This is a genomic window from Mycobacterium sp. E2497 (assembly GCF_001668695.1).
GTDB lineage: Bacteria > Actinomycetota > Actinomycetes > Mycobacteriales > Mycobacteriaceae > Mycobacterium.
In genome coordinates, this window is record NZ_LZKD01000238.1 from 1 (window position 1) to 16,955 (window position 16,955).

At 69.4% G+C, this 16,955-nt stretch carries 20 protein-coding genes; 17 read left to right on the forward strand and 3 right to left on the reverse strand.

Going from position 1 to position 16,955, the window contains the following annotated elements; genetic code table 11:
- The 10 genes from A5713_RS22190 to A5713_RS22235 form a co-directional block, all read left to right on the forward strand.
- Nucleotides 1–502: MCE family protein (locus A5713_RS22190; protein ID WP_082973101.1), on the forward strand; the 502-nt coding region annotated here is incomplete at its 5' end.
- A gap of 56 nt (nucleotides 503–558) precedes the next feature.
- Nucleotides 559–1,743 (forward strand): cation:proton antiporter, encoded by a 1,185-nt coding sequence (locus A5713_RS22195; RefSeq protein WP_068098388.1) that lies wholly within the window; start codon nucleotides 559–561, stop codon nucleotides 1,741–1,743.
- 87 nt (nucleotides 1,744–1,830) lie between these two features.
- Complete coding sequence (locus A5713_RS22200; protein WP_068098411.1) at nucleotides 1,831–2,097, forward strand: hypothetical protein; 267 nt, start codon at nucleotides 1,831–1,833, stop codon at nucleotides 2,095–2,097.
- A 111-nt stretch (nucleotides 2,098–2,208) separates the two neighbouring features.
- Complete coding sequence (locus A5713_RS22205; protein WP_068098389.1) at nucleotides 2,209–3,207, forward strand: NAD(P)H nitroreductase; 999 nt, start codon at nucleotides 2,209–2,211, stop codon at nucleotides 3,205–3,207.
- Nucleotides 3,208–3,249: 42 nt separating this feature from the next.
- Nucleotides 3,250–3,810 (forward strand): hypothetical protein, encoded by a 561-nt coding sequence (locus A5713_RS22210; protein ID WP_067919835.1) that lies wholly within the window; start codon nucleotides 3,250–3,252, stop codon nucleotides 3,808–3,810.
- A 78-nt stretch (nucleotides 3,811–3,888) separates the two neighbouring features.
- Nucleotides 3,889–5,013 (forward strand): 4Fe-4S dicluster domain-containing protein, encoded by a 1,125-nt coding sequence (locus A5713_RS22215; protein WP_068098390.1) that lies wholly within the window; start codon nucleotides 3,889–3,891, stop codon nucleotides 5,011–5,013.
- Nucleotides 5,014–5,032: 19 nt separating this feature from the next.
- On the forward strand, nucleotides 5,033–5,848 hold the full coding sequence (locus A5713_RS22220; RefSeq protein WP_156751993.1) for an FAD/NAD(P)-binding protein: 816 nt from the start codon (nucleotides 5,033–5,035) through the stop codon (nucleotides 5,846–5,848).
- A complete protein-coding gene (locus A5713_RS22225; protein ID WP_067919841.1) occupies nucleotides 5,848–6,615 on the forward strand; it encodes an oxidoreductase in 768 nt (255 codons plus the stop codon). Before A5713_RS22220 ends, A5713_RS22225 begins: the two co-directional genes overlap by 1 nt.
- Nucleotides 6,612–7,904 carry a Ni/Fe hydrogenase subunit alpha gene (locus tag A5713_RS22230; protein WP_067919843.1) on the forward strand — a complete coding sequence of 431 codons (1,293 nt, stop codon included), beginning with the start codon at nucleotides 6,612–6,614 and terminating at the stop codon, nucleotides 7,902–7,904. Before A5713_RS22225 ends, A5713_RS22230 begins: the two co-directional genes overlap by 4 nt.
- Nucleotides 7,901–8,401: a hydrogenase maturation protease gene (locus A5713_RS22235; RefSeq protein ID WP_068098392.1), complete on the forward strand. Its 501-nt coding sequence runs from the start codon at nucleotides 7,901–7,903 to the stop codon at nucleotides 8,399–8,401. The genes A5713_RS22230 and A5713_RS22235 overlap by 4 nt, the downstream gene beginning before the upstream one ends.
- Here A5713_RS22235 and A5713_RS22240 read toward each other — a convergent pair.
- Genes A5713_RS22240 through A5713_RS22250 form a run of 3 tightly spaced genes read right to left on the reverse strand, consistent with a single transcriptional unit; the run spans nucleotide 8,352 to nucleotide 10,389 of the window.
- Nucleotides 8,352–8,756: a DUF302 domain-containing protein gene (locus A5713_RS22240; protein ID WP_068098393.1), complete on the reverse strand. Its 405-nt coding sequence runs from the start codon at nucleotides 8,754–8,756 to the stop codon at nucleotides 8,352–8,354. The genes A5713_RS22235 and A5713_RS22240 overlap by 50 nt on opposite strands.
- A gap of 17 nt (nucleotides 8,757–8,773) precedes the next feature.
- Nucleotides 8,774–10,144 (reverse strand): trypsin-like peptidase domain-containing protein, encoded by a 1,371-nt coding sequence (locus tag A5713_RS22245; protein ID WP_231980616.1) that lies wholly within the window; start codon nucleotides 10,142–10,144, stop codon nucleotides 8,774–8,776.
- Nucleotides 10,145–10,191: 47 nt separating this feature from the next.
- Nucleotides 10,192–10,389, reverse strand: a complete 198-nt coding sequence (locus A5713_RS22250; protein ID WP_156751991.1) for a hypothetical protein — start codon at nucleotides 10,387–10,389, stop codon at nucleotides 10,192–10,194.
- 217 nt (nucleotides 10,390–10,606) lie between these two features.
- Between A5713_RS22250 and A5713_RS22255 the strand changes: the two genes are divergently transcribed.
- The 7 genes from A5713_RS22255 (at nucleotide 10,607) to A5713_RS22285 (ending at nucleotide 16,950) form a co-directional block, all read left to right on the forward strand.
- On the forward strand, nucleotides 10,607–11,092 hold the full coding sequence (locus A5713_RS22255; RefSeq protein ID WP_067919853.1) for a flavodoxin family protein: 486 nt from the start codon (nucleotides 10,607–10,609) through the stop codon (nucleotides 11,090–11,092).
- A gap of 153 nt (nucleotides 11,093–11,245) precedes the next feature.
- Nucleotides 11,246–12,076, forward strand: coding sequence for a slipin family protein (locus A5713_RS22260; protein ID WP_067919855.1), 831 nt, complete (start codon nucleotides 11,246–11,248; stop codon nucleotides 12,074–12,076).
- A gap of 21 nt (nucleotides 12,077–12,097) precedes the next feature.
- A complete protein-coding gene (locus A5713_RS22265; protein WP_068098395.1) occupies nucleotides 12,098–13,162 on the forward strand; it encodes an acyltransferase in 1,065 nt (354 codons plus the stop codon).
- 40 nt (nucleotides 13,163–13,202) lie between these two features.
- Nucleotides 13,203–14,003, forward strand: a complete 801-nt coding sequence (locus A5713_RS22270) for a sigma 54 modulation/S30EA ribosomal C-terminal domain-containing protein (protein WP_068098396.1) — start codon at nucleotides 13,203–13,205, stop codon at nucleotides 14,001–14,003.
- Between the two features lie 93 nt (nucleotides 14,004–14,096).
- A complete protein-coding gene (locus A5713_RS22275; RefSeq protein ID WP_067919861.1) occupies nucleotides 14,097–14,738 on the forward strand; it encodes a hypothetical protein in 642 nt (213 codons plus the stop codon).
- 17 nt (nucleotides 14,739–14,755) lie between these two features.
- Nucleotides 14,756–15,547 (forward strand): universal stress protein, encoded by a 792-nt coding sequence (locus A5713_RS22280; protein WP_068098397.1) that lies wholly within the window; start codon nucleotides 14,756–14,758, stop codon nucleotides 15,545–15,547.
- Nucleotides 15,523–16,950 carry a bifunctional lysylphosphatidylglycerol flippase/synthetase MprF gene (locus tag A5713_RS22285; RefSeq protein ID WP_068098398.1) on the forward strand — a complete coding sequence of 476 codons (1,428 nt, stop codon included), beginning with the start codon at nucleotides 15,523–15,525 and terminating at the stop codon, nucleotides 16,948–16,950. The genes A5713_RS22280 and A5713_RS22285 overlap by 25 nt, the downstream gene beginning before the upstream one ends.
- Nucleotides 16,951–16,955: the final 5 nt, after the last annotated feature.

Sequence of the window (16,955 nt, forward strand, 5' to 3'; positions counted from 1 at the left end):
TCGGGGCGGGCCGTATCTGGCGCGCGGGGCCCAAGACCTGGTGCCCAGCGCCCAGCTGCTGGACACCTACAGCCCCGCGATCTATTGCACGCTGAAGAACTACCACGACGTGGTGCCACTCACCGGAGCGTCCGAAGGCGGTTTCAACGGCTACTCGCTGAACATGAACACCGAGGCGCTGTCCGGGCTGGGGTTGTTGGCCAACCCGGTGTCGGCGGTGGCCACCCTCGCCAGCCTGGTCGGTGGGCTGGCCGGCGTGGTCGGCGGTGCACCCAACCCGTACACCTACCCGGAGAACCTGCCGCGGGTGAACGCGCACGGCGGACCGGGCGGCGCCCCGGGGTGTTGGCAGCCCATCACCCGCCACCTGTGGCCCGCACCGGAATTGGTGATGGACACCGGCAATAGCATCGCGCCGTACAACCACCTCGACACCGGATCGCCGTACGCGATCGAGTACGTGTGGGGACGCCAGGTCGGGGACAACACGATCAATCCCTAGAACCGCGCGCCGAAGAATGCAGAATGTCTTGATGCTGGCGCGCGGGGACCGCTGACGTGCCGGGGTTTGGCTTCCACACCCTGGCCCTGCTGACGGCCATTGGGTTGGCCGGTCCGCTGCTGGCCGCGGTGCCGCGCCTTCGGATACCGGTGGTCATCGGTGAGCTGATCGCGGGCCTCGTCGTCGGCCGGACCGGTTTGAACGTCGTCGACGTGACCGACCCGACGTTCCAGCTGCTCGCCAACGTCGGCTTCGCCCTGGTCATGTTCGTCGTGGGCACGCACGTCCCGGTCGGCGCCGGCACGCTGCGCGCGTCGCTACCGCAGGCGCTCGCGCGGGCGGCGCTGGCCGGCGCCGTCGCGGCGGCGTTCGCCGCCGGGCTGGCGACGGCCTTCGGGACCGGCCACACGGCCATGTACGCGGTCCTCATGGCCTCGTCGTCGGCGGCGCTGGCACTGCCGGTCATCGACTCGCTGCGGCTGCGGGGGCCGCAGGTCATTGCCGTCACGGCGCAGATCGCGGTCGCCGACGCGGCCGGTATCGTCCTGCTGCCGTTGGTGATCGACCTCCGGCATGCGGGCGCCGCCGCACTGGGCGCGCTGGCGGTGGCCGGCTGCTCGGTGCTGCTGTATGTGGTGCTGCGCCGATCCGACGCCGGCGGCTGGCGGCGCCGCATGCACGTCTACTCCGAGAACCACCGGTTCGCGCTCGAACTGCGGACCAACCTCATCGTGCTGTTCGCCCTGGCCGCGCTCGCCGTCAGCACGCACGTGTCTGTCATGCTCGCCGGCTTCGCGGTGGGCCTGGTGCTCGGCATGGTCGGTGAACCGCGACGGCTGGCCCGCCAGCTGTTCGGGATCACCGAGGGGTTTTTCAGCCCGCTGTTCTTCGTCTGGCTGGGCGCCTCGCTGCAGGTGCGCGAGCTGGGTGCCCACCCGAAACTCATCCTGCTCGGCGCGGGCCTGGGGCTCGGAGCCGTGCTGGCGCATTGCGCGGGCAGGTTGCTCGGCCAACCGTTCACCCTGGCGGTGCTCTCGGCGGCTCAGCTCGGCGTGCCGGTGGCCGCCGCCACCATCGGTACCGAGGAACACCTGCTGGTCGCCGGTGAAGCCTCCGCGCTGATGTTCGGCGCGTTGCTGACGATCGCCGCCGCCTCGATCGCCGGCGCGGTCGCGTCGCGCAACCAGGTGACCAAAGGCCCTTCCGCCGCGGGACCTCCGCATCCTCGAACGCACGACTGAAGCACTCGCCATCCGGTTGCGTTCGGCCCTGTGGCCGCAACCGGCTGAGTGGTCGGATGGAATCCACGCTCGATCGAGGAGGCCGTGATGAGATTCACCACACGACGCCACCACCTGCGGCCCCTGCCGACCGCGACGATGTTCCGGGTTACCGATCGCCTGCACTGCGGGCGCACCGTCCGGGTGCCGGGCCACGAGATCGCCCCCCTCGTGACGGCATGGCTGGCGGAGCTCGGCGCCCACAGCCCCCTGGTCGACGAGCTGGCACGGGCGGCGTGCGTGGGTGACTGGGCAGTCGCCTATGCCATCGGCGATCAGCTGTCCGTCGACGTGGTGATCTCGGCGGCCGCGTAGCGAGGGGATTGGCCCAAAGTCCCTCGGCCTAGTGCCGTCCTGCTCTCGCCGGGCGGGCAGCAAATCGGCAATCGTAGACAGCACGAAGCGATATCGAAGGGAACGACCGCCATGAACACCCGCTTTCCGGATGCCGGCACGGTCCGGACGGTCTTGAGTTTGGCATCCCGGGCACCCTCGGTGCACAACACCCAACCGTGGCGGTGGCGCGTGGACGCGGCGAGTCTGCATCTCTATTCGGACGCGAGCCGGCAGCTGCCCAACACCGACCCGGACGGCCGGGACCTCATGCTGAGTTGCGGTGCGGCGCTGCATCACTGCGTCGTCGCGCTCGCGGCGGTGGGGTGGCTTTCGAAGGTCACCCGGCTCCCCAATCCCGCCGACCCCAGCCACCTGGCGGCCATCGAACTCTCGCCACACCGCGCGGACAGCGTCGACATCGCGCTGGCCGCCGCGATACCGCGGCGCCGGACCGACCGCCGCTACTACAGCTCGTGGCCGGTGCCGGTGGGCGATGTCGCCCTGATGGCGGCGCGGGCGGCGCGAAGCGGCGTGACCCTGTGCCAAGTCGAAGACCTCGACAATCTGCGCAACATCGTCGCCCAATCCGTCCGGGATCACTTGAGCCAGGACTACCTTGCCGAGCTCACGACATGGAGTGGGCGTTACGCGTCGGTGGCCGGCGTCCCCGCGCGCAACACGCCGGTGCCGGATCCGGCAGCGAAGATTCCGGGCCGGTTCTTCGCCGGGGCGGTATTGGCCATGCCGCCGGACTCGTCCTCGGCCGACGACAACGCCGTCGTCCTTGCCCTGGGCACCCGCAACGATGACCGCCTGGCCCAGCTGCGGGCCGGCGAGGCCACCAGCGTCGTACTCCTCACCGCGACGTCGCTGGGGCTGGCCAGCTGCCCGGTGACCGAACCGTTGGAGACGCCCGAAACGCGCGCGGCGGTCCAGTCCGACATCTTCGGCGACAGCAGCTACCCGCAGATGCTGCTCCGGGTGGGCTGGGCGCCGATCAACGCCGACCCCTTACCGGCGACACCGCGGCGCGAGCTGTCGGACTTCGTCGAGTGGGCGGTCGATCACGAACATCCGGTCGCTCACTGAGACGGCGAAATCACTCAAAACGGTTGCGGCGCAGAGGACATCATGGACACGTTCACCTTGGACCCGCGCCGCTGGCGGGTCGCCCGGCTTTTCGGTCGTAACCCGTTGCTGCGCCGGACGGACCGCATCGAGGCCCTGGTCGTTCTGGTCGCGCTGGTCGTGACCCTGATCGCCGTCCCCGTCGCCGGTGTGGTCGGCGCGGTGACCTACGAGGCGCGGGATCGGGTGTACACCCGGGAGGCGCACGAACGCCACCGCGTGACGGCAAGGGTGGTCGAGGCCAGGGCCGAGGACCTGGGTCTGACCGTCGTGCAGGCGAAGTGGCCGGGCCCGACCGGCGAGCGTGGCGGGACACTGGAACTCGCCGAGCGCGCCGAGGCGGGGGGAACCGTGGAGATCTGGGTGGACCGGGACGGTGTTCCGGTGGTCGCGCCCACCCCGACCTGGCTCGCCGCGGGCGAGGCGGTCGGCGTGGCGATGGTGACCGCGCTGGCGGCGACCATGGTGATGGCGACACTCGTCGCCGTCGTGCGGTCGCGGCTGGACCGGGCTCGCGACGCCCTGTGGGAACGTGACCTCGAGCTGTTCGCAAAGACCTGGTAGGCACTGGTAGGCACTGGTAGTCGATGGCCCCGTTGTCAACCCCTATACAGCACAGTCGAATTGGCGGATGATGTGGCGATGAGCGGACACGGCGACCATTCCGGTGCCGCATCGTTGGACACCGTCGGGCTGCACCGCCTTGTCGAGGTGCTGATCGAGCGCGGATACCGCGTCGTCGGTCCGACGTTGCGGGATGACGCCATCGTCCTCGACGAACTGGACTCCGCGGCGGACCTGCCGTGGGGGTGGGGCGTCGACGTGGCCCCGGGGCATTACCGGGTGCGCCGGCGCGACGACGACGCGGCCTTCGGGCATTCGTCGGGGCCCCAGTCGTGGAAGCAGTTCCTGCACCCCCCGCGGCGCCGGCTGTGGTCCGGCAGCCGGGACGGGTTCAGCACCGCCGATTCCGACGAGGAGGTTCCGCGGTACGCGTTCCTGGGAGTGCGTGGGTGTGACCTTGCCGCGATCGCGACGCTCGACCGGGTCCTCGGCCGCGGCCAGTTCCCCGACAACTCCTTCGTCCGCCGGCATCGGCAGGCCTTCGTGGTCGCGGTGAATTGCACGGAGCCGGGCGGGTTGTGCTTCTGCGCCTCGATGGGCACCGGCCCCGCGGCCGGACCGGGCTACGACCTGTCCCTGACCGAGCGGCCCGACGGCGATGGTGTGACCTACGTGGTCGAGGTGGGCACCGACGAGGGTGCCGACGTCCTTGCGGCCGTTCCCCATCGGGTCGCCGACGACGCCGAGATCGATTCGGCGCACGCCGCGGTGCAGGCCGCTTCGCACCGGATGGGCCGCGCGATGCCGGACGCCGACCTGCGCAACCTGCTGATCGAACACCGCGAGTCGCCGCAGTGGGAGGAGGTCGCCAGTCGCTGCCTGACGTGCGGCAACTGCACGATGGTGTGCCCCACCTGCTACTGCACCAGCACCGAAGACGTCAGCGACCTGACCGGCGAGCATGCCGAGCGCTGGCAGCACTGGGCGTCGTGCTACGAGTTCGATTTCACCTACGTGCACGGCGGCGGCAGCGTGCGCCAGTCCCCGGAGTCGCGATACCGGCACTGGATCACCCACAAATTGGGCACCTGGCACGACCAGTTCGACATGTCCGGCTGTGTCGGCTGCGGGCGGTGTATTGCCTGGTGCCCCACCGGGATCGACATCACCGAAGAGATGAACAAGATGGCCCGCGATGACTGACGGCCCACCACCGTCCTCGATGGCGCCCAACCCCTACCGGGTACGCAGCCGCGTCGTGGAAAGCCCCGATTCGGCGACACTGTGCCTCGAACCGCTCGGCGAAGTCCTGCGCACGCCGCAGCCCGGGGAGTTCATGATGCTGTATGCCTTCGGCATCGGGGAGGCGGCGATCTCGATCAGCGGCGACCCCACGGTCACCGACGGCTCGATCACGCACACCATTCGCGCGGTCGGGGCGGTGAGCCGCGCCCTGCACGACGCGCAGCCGGGTGCCCTCATCGGGGTGCGGGGCCCGTTCGGCACCACCTGGGGGCTCGAGGAGGCCGCCGGGCGAGATCTGGTCATGGTCGCCGGCGGCGTCGGATTGTGCCCGCTGCGCCCGGCGGTGCTGGGGGCGCTGGCGGGCCGGTCCCGCTACGGCAAGCTGACCCTGATCGCGGGCGCCCGCTCGCGCGAGGACTTCGTGTTCGCCGCCCAGCTCGAGAAGTGGTCCGCCGACCCGCAGATCGAACTGCACTTGACGGTCGACGTCCCGGTCCACGGCTGGCGCGGCGAAGTCGGCCTGGTCACCGAGCCGCTGAAGCGGCTCGCGCTGAATCCCGGCCGCACCACCGCGTTTCTGTGTGGCCCGGAGCCGATGCTGCGGTTCGCCGCGGAGGCGTTGTTGGCCAAAGGCATGGCCGCCAACGATATTCGGGTATCGCTGGAACGCAACATGCAATGCGGGATCGGAACGTGCGGCCACTGCCAGCTGGGCCAGTTGCTGGTGTGTCGCGACGGGCCGGTCGTCGGTTACGACGTCGCCGGTCCGCTACTGGCAGTCAAGGAGCTGTAATGGGCCCCACTCTGGCCGTGTGGAAGTTCGCGTCCTGCGACGGTTGCCAGCTGACGCTGCTCGACTGCGAGGACGAGCTGCTGACCCTCGCCGACCAGGTGCAGATCGCCACCTTCGCCGAGGCGTCGAGTTCGATGGTCGGCGGACCCTACGACGTGTCGCTGGTCGAAGGGTCCGTCACCACCCATCACGACGCGCAACGGATCCGCGAGATCCGCGAGCAATCCAAGGTGCTGGTCACCATCGGCGCATGCGCGACGGCCGGGGGAGTGCAGGCGCTGCGCAACTTCGCCGACGTCGACGAGTTCGCCTCCGTCGTCTACGCCCGGCCCGACTACATCGACACGCTGGCGACGTCCACCCCGGCGGCCGCGCACGTCAAGGTCGATTACCAGGTGCAGGGCTGCCCGATCGACCGCGGCCAGCTGCTGGATACCCTCGCCGCGCTGCTGATCGGGCGCAAGCCGCGGCTGCCGGCCAAGACGGTGTGCACCGAGTGCAAGATGCGCGGGGTGACGTGTGTCCTGGTCGCCGACGGCACCCCGTGCCTGGGGCCGGTCACCCACGCCGGCTGTGGGGCGTTGTGCCCCAGTCATCGTCGTGGCTGCTACGGCTGTTTCGGCCCGGCGGCGACGCCGCAGATCGGAACACTGATTCCGCTGCTGCGCCGCGACGGGATGTCCGACGGTGACGTCGACCGGGTGTTCTCGACGTTCAACGTCGCGAAGTTCGCCGCCGAACGAGACAGTGCGCGGAGCAAGCCGTGAACCCGGAGACCCGCACGCTGTCCGTCGGCACCCTGACGCGCGTGGAAGGCGAAGGGGCGCTGCATGTCACGCTGAAGGACGGCGCGCTGCAGACCGTCGAATTGAACATCTACGAGCCGCCACGATTTTTCGAAGCGTTCCTTCGGGGGCGCGCCTACACCGAGCCGCCGGATCTCACCGCCCGGGTATGCGGAATCTGCCCGGTCGCGTACCAGGTGAGCGCCTGCAACGCGATCGAGAGCGCCTGCGGTGTGGAGGTGGATCCAGAGCTCGTCGCGCTGCGCCGCCTGCTGTACTGCGGCGAATGGGTCCACAGCCACATGCTGCACATCTATCTCCTGCACGCACCCGACTTCCTCGGCTACCCCGACGCGATCGCGCTGGCCCGCGACGAGCGCGAGATCGTCGAACGCGGCCTGCGACTGAAGAAGGCGGGCAATGCGCTGATGGACTTCGTCGGCGGGCGGTCGATACACCCGATCAACGTGCGCCTGGGCGGGTTCTACTCGGTGCCCAGCCGGTCGCAGTTCGCCCCCGTCGCCGAGCAGTTGCGCGGCGCGCTGGACGACGCGGTCGCGACGGTCGAGTGGGTGGCCGGTTTCGACTTCCCCGACCTCGAGCTCGACCACGAGATGTTGGCGCTGAGCCGCAGCGGCCGGTATCCGATCGAGAACGGCGTCATCGCGCGCAGCGCCGGGGAGCCGTTTCCCGTGACCGACTTCACCGAGCACGTGCGTGAGTCTCAGGTGCCCCACTCCACCGCCCTGCACGCGACACTGGACGGCGGCCGCTACATCACCGGCCCCTTGGCGCGCTACAGCCTGAACTCGTCGGCGCTTTCACCGATCGCGGCCCAGGCGGCCGCGGCGGCCGGGCTCTCGGGTGAATGCCGAAACCCGTTCCGCAGCATCATCGTTCGTGCCGTCGAGGTCGTCTACGCGATCGAGGAGGCGCTGCGCATCATCGACGAATACGAGCGGCCGCCACGGCCTTTCGTCGAGGTCCCGGCCCGGCCGGGAACCGGGCACGGCGTCAGCGAGGCGCCCCGCGGCCTGCTGTATCACCGCTACGACATCGATCACGCCGGGCTGGTCTCCGCGGCGGAGATCATCCCGCCCACGTCGCAGAACCAGGCCGCCATCGAAGCGGATCTTGCCCGGGTGGTGTCCGACAACCTCACCCTCGATGACGCCGCGCTGACTTCCCTGTGCGAGCGGGTGATCCGCAGTTACGATCCCTGCATTTCCTGCTCGGCGCACTTCCTGACCCTGACGGTGCAGCGGCAGTGAGCGACGATGACCGACCGGTCGCCGTGATCGGGCTCGGCAACTGCTACCGGCGCGACGACGGCGTCGGTGTCGCCGCCGCCACCGCGCTCGGCGACCTCGCTTGGCCGAACGTCGTTGTGACAACCGGCATCGCGGAACCGATCGGTCTTCTCGAGGCGTGGACGGGCGCGGGGCTGGCCGTGGTCATCGACGCGGCGGTCGCCGACAAAGCCACGCCGGGCCGCATCCGTCGGTATGACCCGACCGGATTGCCCGACCAGCCCGACGGATTGAGCTCGCACCGTGTCGACGTCGGCCGCACCCACGCGTTGGGCCGGGCGCTCGGGCGGGTGCCCGACGCGGTGGTCGTCTTCGCCGTAGAGGCCGCGGACACCGGCCCGGGCACCGGGCTGACCCCGCGGGTCGCCGCGGCCGTGCCGGCGCTGGTCGACATGGTGGCCGCCGAGATCAACGGCTTTCGGTCAGCGAGGCGATCGCGGCGCGCAGGTTCGCGCTGAGTTCGGCGGCGAGGGCGATGAGCGCCGGCTCGCCGGTGACCCCGATCAGGAGCCCGGGATCCATCGCCTCGACGATCACCACTCCCGCGGCGCCCGGGTCGCCGCGCATCAGCACGTTGCACGGCAGTATGAGCCCGATCTCGCGATCCACACTGATGGCTCGATGCGCCACGGCCGGATTGCACGCGCCGAGGATCCGGTAGTCCTCCATGTCCACCCCGACCTGATCGCGCAGCGTCGCCCTGACGTCGATTTCGGTCAGGACGCCGAACCCGTTCTGCACCAGGGCCGTTCGAGTGCGCAGCACCGCGTCGTCGAACCTGGTCGCCAATCTGGTTGACAATGCGGCGTTCATCGCGATGTACGCGTCGGTCAGGAGATGAGCCCGGTTCCCCGCGCCGCCGTGGGGGCCTCGATGTGTTTGCCGCAGTTCGGGCAGAACCGTTCGCTCGGATGGTGTTCGGCCCCACAATGAGCGCAGAAGTGGGGTTCCTCGGCGACCAGCTCGTGCCTGGGCATCAGGCGAAGGGGTTGGACGTCGGGTTCCGGCGGAATCCGGCGGTGCGTCCTGAGCCCCAAGAACGTCAGGCCGGCACCCAGGCCCAGCACCGCCACCACACTGACCACGAGGTACCACAACAGGTTTCGGCCGCTCAGCGAGGAGAAATCGCCGTACTGCTGGCGCAGGTTGGCCGCGTTGGTCCTGAGGTCGTCGAGGCCGGGGTAGCCGGGCGACATGGCCAGCGTCTGGTCGAATTCGTCGATCGCAGCGGTGTAGCGACCCGCGTAGAAGTCGGCGAGCCCTTTGCGATAGGACCGGTCGGCGGGTCCGAGCGTCGGCTTGACGCCCTTGCTCGCCAGTATCGCGGCCACGCCGTCGGCCGGTGCGATGAAATTGAACGGCTGCGTCTCGCCTGCGGGCGCGAAGCTGTTCAGGCCGAGCACCTTGCCGTTCAGCCCGATCGTTGGGCCGCCGCTCATGCCTTCGGTCATCGCGGCGTCGATTTCGTACGCGGGGTTCGATCCTGCGATGGTCTTCTTGTTGACCTTGCCGCTCTTGTACGTCGGGTCGAGCGAAGCGCCGGTGACGGTTTGGGTGCTCTCGGGGAAGCCCACCGCCAGAACGGGCGTACCGATGGTGACGTCGGCGTCGACGTCGAGCTCGGACGACGGAAGGTTGCCCTTGGCCACCTTGAGAAGCGCGGCGTCGCCCTTCCCGAGCGGCCGGAAGTCGACGATGTTGGCGACCACCTTGTCGGTGAGTTTCGTTCCGCTGCCGGACATCAGCGTGATGCCCACGTGGGGGCCCTGGCCGGGCGTGTCGCCTTCCACCCTGGCGTTCTTCTGCAGCCACTCCACAGTGGTCGCCGGATCGCTGGATTCGGGCGCGTCCGGAAACTCGCTGCGATATTCCTCGGCGGCGCGCTTGAGGATCAGTTGCGTGGCGCTCGCCGGGTCGACGCAGTGACCCGCCGTCGCCACCCAGCCGTCGGGGTTGACGACGAAAGCCGTGCAGTTCCAGGTGGCCAGGAAAGGCATGGTCGAACCTCGCCCGAACTGGGACAGGACCTCACCGCTGGGCAGCCGGACCAGGCCGTACCCTTCACCGGCGAGGTACATGATGGCCGGCCGAATCAGGGCCGCGGCCCGTTCCTCCGGCTTGGGTTGCGGACGCCCGCTGTCGGCGGCGGCCATGCCCGGCGTACCCGCCCACAGCATGAGGGCGGCCGCCGACAATGCCATCGTTCGACCCAGTGTCGTGCGGGCCCGCGTGCCCATCTGCTCTCCCGTCATGGCAGGGGCCGCAGCAGCGGTGCTCGAGTCGGATGGGCCGGGCGGCCCATCGACGACGGATGACGGTGCATCGCCTCGAGCAGCTCGGCGGCGTGTCGTTGGGCCGACATCCATGCGGGATGCAACTCGAGGACGATCACTTGCGCGCCGGTAACGCACGCCACGGTGTTGCGCTCCGCTGCGGGAGCTGTCACGGTCACATCCCCTATTCCAGCCGTTCGCCGGACGCGTCGATAGGGACCGAAGTCCCGACCGCGAAGGACCTCCGTTTGTCGCCGTTCCGGTGCTTCACCAGCGGTGATGACGCAAAGTGACCAAGGCCCCGCGCCGCGGTGCCTTTGCGCCCTTACCCCGTCGGCGGATCCGTGCGCAGCATGGAGTGTCCGAGCCGCCGTCGCGAAGGAGTTGGCTATGAGGGCGCTGATCGTGTGCGCTTCGAGATCCCACGGCAACACCCGCCTGGTCGCCGACCGGATGGCCGGGGTGCTGGATGCCGAGGTCGTCACGCCCGAGTCCGTCGACCCCGGCACCGTAGGCGACTACGACCTGGTCGGTTTCGGTTCCGGGATCTACTACATGACGATGGACGCCAGGCTGCGCAAGCTCGTCCGCCGGCTGCCCGCCGCCGGGCACCACATCGCGGCGTTCACCTTCTTCACCAGCGGCGCGCGCGAGGTTCCGCTGTTGGGCTACCACCGGCCGATCCGGCAGACGCTCGAGCAGAAGGGCTTCGACGTGATCGGCTCCTTCTCCTGCCGGGGGTTCGACACGGTCGGGCCGTTCGGATTCATCGGCGGCATCAACAGGGGGCGGCCCGACGAGCACGACCTCGACCGGGCCGCCGCGTTCGCCGCCCGCATCCGCAAACGGGCCACGGGCTCGCAGGCGGCGTCCTGATGACGGGCGTTCCGCCCCGTCGTACCCGGACCAGGGCCCTTCGCCGCACGGGTTGGGACTTTCGGCCGCTGACCGACGCGCCGTCGCGCCCCTAGCGTCAGGGACAGCCGCAGTGGCGGCACTGGTAACGGATCGAGTCGAGGGGTGGTCCTCATGACCCACATTGCTGCCACTGCGGTGATCTCTGCGGTGGTCGTGGCGGTGTTGCTGGCCCTGGCGTCGATCAGGGTGGTGCAGGAATACCAGCGCGGTGTGCATTTCCGGCTCGGCCGGGTGATCGGCGTCCGCGAACCGGGGTTGCGGCTCATCGTCCCGGTCATCGACCGCCTGTGGCGGATTTCGATGCGCATCGTGACCATGCCGATCCAGTCGCAGGGCATCATCACCCGCGACAACGTGAGCGTCGACATCGCCGCGGTCGCCTACTTCCGCGTCGTCGATGCCCGCAAGGCCGTCGTCGTCATCGAGAACGTCAACTCCGCCATCGACCAGATCGCGCAGACCACCCTCCGCAACGTCGTCGGGCAACATTCCCTGGACGAGGTGCTGGCCCAGACCGAGAAGATCAACGGCAGCATCCGCCAGATCCTCGACGCGACCACCGTGGAATGGGGCGTGGAGGTCACCCTGGTCGAGCTCAAGGACATCCAACTGCCGGACAGCATGAAGCGCGCCATGGCGCGCGAGGCCGAGGCGGAGCGCGAGAAGCGGGCCAAAATCATTGCGGCCGAAGGGGAGGCGCGCGCGGCCGCCGCGCTGGGCGACGCCTCGGACACCATGATGAGACACCCGCTGGCCCTGCAGCTGCGCAACCTGCAGACGTTGATCGAACTGGGAGTCGAGAAGAACACCACCATCGTCTTCCCCGCTCCCCTGATGACCGCGATCGGAGAACTCACCGCGTTCCTGGCGCGTGAGACCGGCGCGGCCAAGAGCGGCGACCAGCCGGCGGACCACCTGGTGCGGGCGGCGGCGCTGCACTGAGCGCCGAAGAGGGGAGGCTTTGTGATCGGGCAGGCATTCGACCGGCATCACAATGCCCTCAACCTGTGGCGGCTGATGCTGGCCGTCGAGGTGATCCTGTGGCATTCGTTTCCCGTGACCGGCCACCACGTTTCGTCGCCGGTTGCGGAGCGTCTCTTGTTCTCTCTGGGTGTGGACGGCTTTTTCGCGGTGTCGGGCTTCCTGGTCACCGCGAGCTGGTTCAACGCACCCGAACCGAGGCAGTATCTGCGAGCCCGGGCGTTGCGCATCCTCCCGGGCTTCTACACCTGTCTGATGGTCACCGCCTTCGTCTGCGCGCCGATCGGCGTCGCGCTGCAAGGCGGTTCCGCGGCAGGCCTTCTGCGCACCAGCGGACCCGTGAAGTTCGTGCTGTTCAACAGCGCCATCGCCCATCTCAAGCTCGACGTGGGCGGCACACCGCAGGGCGTCCCGCATCCCCGTACCTGGAATGCGTCGCTGTGGACGCTGGTGTACGAGGTGATGTGCTATCTGGCGGTGCTCGCCATCGGCGTCGCCGGGCTGGCGCGGCATCGCTGGATATCCTCGGCCATGTTGGCCGCGGGTGTGCTCGTGGCGGTCCTGTTGGGGCCCATGGCCGACCCGTGGTCGTGGACGATCCCGCAATGTCTGGCCCGCTTCGCGATCATGTTCGCCGCCGGCGCGGTGCTGTATCAGCTCCGCGATGTGATACCGGCCAAATGGTCCTGGGTCGCGGTGAGTTTCGCGATCGTCGCGGTGTGCGGCCTGCTGCTGCCCGACTACCGGATCGTCGGCGCGCTGCCCCTGGCCTACGGAATCATCGCGTCGGGCATCCTTTTACGCAGGTTCCATCTGCACAACGATCTGTCGTACGGCGTGTACATCTACGCGTGGCCCACCCAGCAGCTTCTCGTCATCGGCGGCCTCGGGCACCTCGACCCGCTCCTCTTCGCGGCGGTGGCGACCACGGCCACGCTGCCGCTCGCGGCGGCCAGCTGGTTCGTCATCGAGAAGCCGGCGCTGCGGCTCAAGGAGGCCAAATTGCCCGACCACGTGTCGCCGGCGGTGCGCCCCGGTGACCTTTGACCCTGCCCCGCAACCGGTTTAGTGACGTAGCACTTTAGCTATGCGCCACGGCACACCGTCACCACGCGATATCGACGTCCAGGTTGCCACCCGCGACGTGCTTCCGGCGGAAGCCGAATACGCCCGCAGCAAGGTCGGTGAGCTAGCCCGCTACGCAAGCCGGCCGGTGCGGCACGCCCGCGTGAGGCTCACCAGGCATCGCGATCCGGCGGTGCAGCGCCCCGTCGTCGCGCAGGCCAACCTCGACGTCGACGGCCGGCCGGTGCGCGCCCAGGTCCAGGCCGACACGGCACGGGAAGCGGTCGATCTCCTCGCGGCACGGTTGCGTCGACGCCTGGAACGCGCCGCCGCGCACTGGGAGGCGCGCCGTGGCGAGCGACCGGCGGGCCCCGACGAATGGCGCCACGAATCCCAGCCGGCGCACCGGCCGAGCTACTTCCCCCGCCCGCCGGGTCAGCGCCGGGTCATCCGGCGCAAGTCGTTCACGATGGCGCCCTGCACCCTCGACGACGCCGCGGACGAAATGGACCTGCTCGACTACGACTTCCACCTGTTCACGGAGAAGGGCACGGGCATCGCCGGCGTGCTGTATCGCGCCGGACCCACGGGATATCGCCTGGCGCTGGCGGCGCCGGCCCTGGCCGGCCAGGTGAGTGAGCATGCGCTGCCGGTGACGATCAGCCCGCAACCCCTGCCGTGCCTCACCGAAGAGGGAGCCGCCGACCGGCTGGCCGCGCTCGGCCTGCCGTTCCTGTTCTTCCTCCACGCCGACTACGGTTGCGCCAGCGTGTTATACCTCCGCTACGACGGCCATTACGGCCTGATCACCCCGGCGGGCTAGCTGCGCCGAGCGCGGCCCGCAGAGCACATCGGCGCGCTCACCGGGGACCAAGGACCCTCGCAGGCAGGGCGCCGCTCCGCGCAGACTGTGGCCATGGCCAACATGACGAAGCGGATCGCCCAGACCACCGCGCTGCTCGCCGTCCTGTACTGCGCCCGCAGGTACTACCGCAACTGGGGTGCGACCAAGGCGGAGTCGCAGATGCGAGTTCCCGGCGACGGCCTGGTGAGCGATCCGGCGGTCCAGACCACCGAGGCGACCGACGTGGACGCGTCCGTGTCCGCGGTCTGGTCCCGGTTGCTGCAGATGGCCCAGGACAGGGGTGAACGCGACGACATCGACGGGCTGAGAAGCCCTGTGGGGCAAGGCGATGCCGGGGGGCTGCGGGTGGGCGACGCGGTCCGCCTGGCCCCCGAGGGATGGCTGGGGTTGCCCGACGGGGTGACGTTACGCGTCGCGGAGATCGTGCCGGAAAAGTACCTCGTGCTCACCGCCATGCGATCCGAACGCTGGAATGCGGTCTTGTCGTTTCACCTGCAGCCGCACTGGGAGGACCGGGTGCGACTGCTCGCGCGCGCCCGAATCGCCTTGCGCTACCCGGGCGAAGTGTTCGTCCTTGAATTGGCCAGGCCGGTGATAGCGCTGGGGACGCGCGCGCTGCTGCTCACGGTCAGACGCGGCGCGGAGCGCCTCGACCTGACACCGCCGGTCCGCTCCTCTGCCGGTACGAGTTGACGGGAGCGGGTCGGACGATGAAATCCATCCTGGTCGGAATCGACGGTTCGTCGGCGGCGATCGCGGCCGCGCTGTGGGGCGTCGACGAGGCGCTCACCCGCGGCGTGCCGCTGCGTCTGGTCTCCGTTGTCAAGCCGACGCATGAGTCCCCGGACGACTACGAGCGCGACGTCGCGCATGCCGAGAAGTCGCTCCTACAAGCAAGGCTCGCGGTCGAGGCCACCGGCAAGCCGGTCGCGGTCGAAACGGACATGCCGCGTGGCCCCTCCGGTTCGGTGCTGGTGGAAGCGTCGACGTCGGCCGACATGATCTGCGTCGGGTGCGTCGGCATCGGCCGTTACGCGCGCTCTATCGTGGGTTCGACGGCGACGGAACTGGCCGAGAAGGCGCATTGCCCGGTCGCGGTCGTTCGGACCGGCTCCGATCAGCCACCCCCGGAGGTCAATTGGATCGTGGTCCGGATGTCGGACGCGCCGGGCAACGACACCGTGGTGAATTATGCTGCGGCGGAGGCGAAACTGCGCCGGGCTCCCATGCTGGTGCTCGGTGGCCGCCCCGAGGAGCTCACCGAGCACGGCGACGACGTGTTCGAACGCCGGGTGGCGCAGTGGCGGGAACACTTTCCCGACGTGCGGGTCTACCCGATCACCACCAGGAGGGGCGTCGCCGCTTACCTCAGCGCCAACGACGAGAGGGTCCAGCTCGCCGTCATCGGCGGCGATGAGGCGCGCCAGCTCGCGCAGTTGGTCGGGCCGCAGGGGCATCCGCTCTTCCGTCACCCCGAATGCTCCGTGCTCGTGGTGCGCTAGCGGGCACCGTGAAGATCATTCCCCGAAGCCGCCGAGCCGGCGGGGAACGGGTTCTGGTGGGGGCCGACGTCCCGGCGGCGCGTCGCCTCAGCGTGTTGCTGCTGCTGTGCGTCGTGGCGTGGCTGGTGGTGCTGGTCGCACAAGAACGTCTCGGCTACGAGCGTGTCGCCCCGGGCCGGTTCGGTTGGTCGGTGGCCCTGCTGGGCGCGGCCGCCCTGATCGCCCGCGGTATCTTTCTCGGCCGGCCGGTGACCACGGCGCACGCGACGTATGCGGCCGCCATGGTGGGCGCCGGCCTGGGCGCGCATTTTGTGTCCTGGGCGGTGCTGGGCAATGTCTTGATCGCGGGCAGCGGGCTCGCCCTGATGCTGCCGACAACGGCCCGGCCGCAGCCGGAGCTGCTGAGCCAGGTGTGGGGGCTGGTCAACGTCACGCGGGGGGACCCGTTGGCGCCGTTCGCCATGCATTCGAGCAAGAGCTATCACCTCAACGCGGACGGGAGCGCGGCGATCGCTTACCGCACGCGGTTCGGGTTCGCGGTGGTCAGCGGCGACCCGATCGGCGACGCGACGCAATTCGACGAGCTCGCAGCTGATTTCGTCCGGATGTGCCGCAGCCGGGGTTGGCAGATCATCGTGTTGGCGGCCGGCGAACCCCACCTTCGGTTGTGGCGCAGGGACACGGTGGGGCAGCCGATGCTGTCGGTGCCGATCGGCCGTGACGTCGTCGTCGATATCCGCCACTTCACCCTGAAGGGGCGCCGGTTTCGCAATCTGCGCCAGGCGGTGCAGCGCACGCACAACTGCGGAGTCACGACCGAGATCGTCGACGAACAAGGGCTCAGCGGTGCGATACGGGCCGAGCTGACCGAGGTCCTGTACGCCGCTCATCGCGCGGCGCGCACCGACCGCGGGTTCTGCATGAACCTCGACGGTGCGCTGCAGGGCCGTTACCCCGGTGTCGACCTGGCCGTGGCGCGCGACCGCAGCGGGCGGGTGGTCGCGTTTCACCGCTACCTGACCGCCGGTGACGGATCGGAAGTCAGCCTCGACGTGCCGTTCCGCCGCCCGAACGCCCCCAACGGTGTCGACGAGCGGCTCAGCGTCGATATGATCGCTCACGCGAAAGATGCTGGAGGGCAGCGTCTTTCGCTGGCGTTCGCGGCGTTCCCGGAGATCTTCGAAGCCGTGCAACCGGGACCGCTACAGCGGATCGCGCTGTGGCTGATCCACTTGCTGGACCCGCTGATCCGCCTGGAGTCGCTGTACCGCTACCTCCGCAAGTTCCACGCCCTGTCGCAGCGACGCTACGTGGTGCTGTGCGCGCACCATATTCCGGCCGCGTTGATGGTCTTGCTCTCGCTGGAGTTCGTCCCGCGCCCACGCCACGTGCGGCCCGGGTAGCGGCG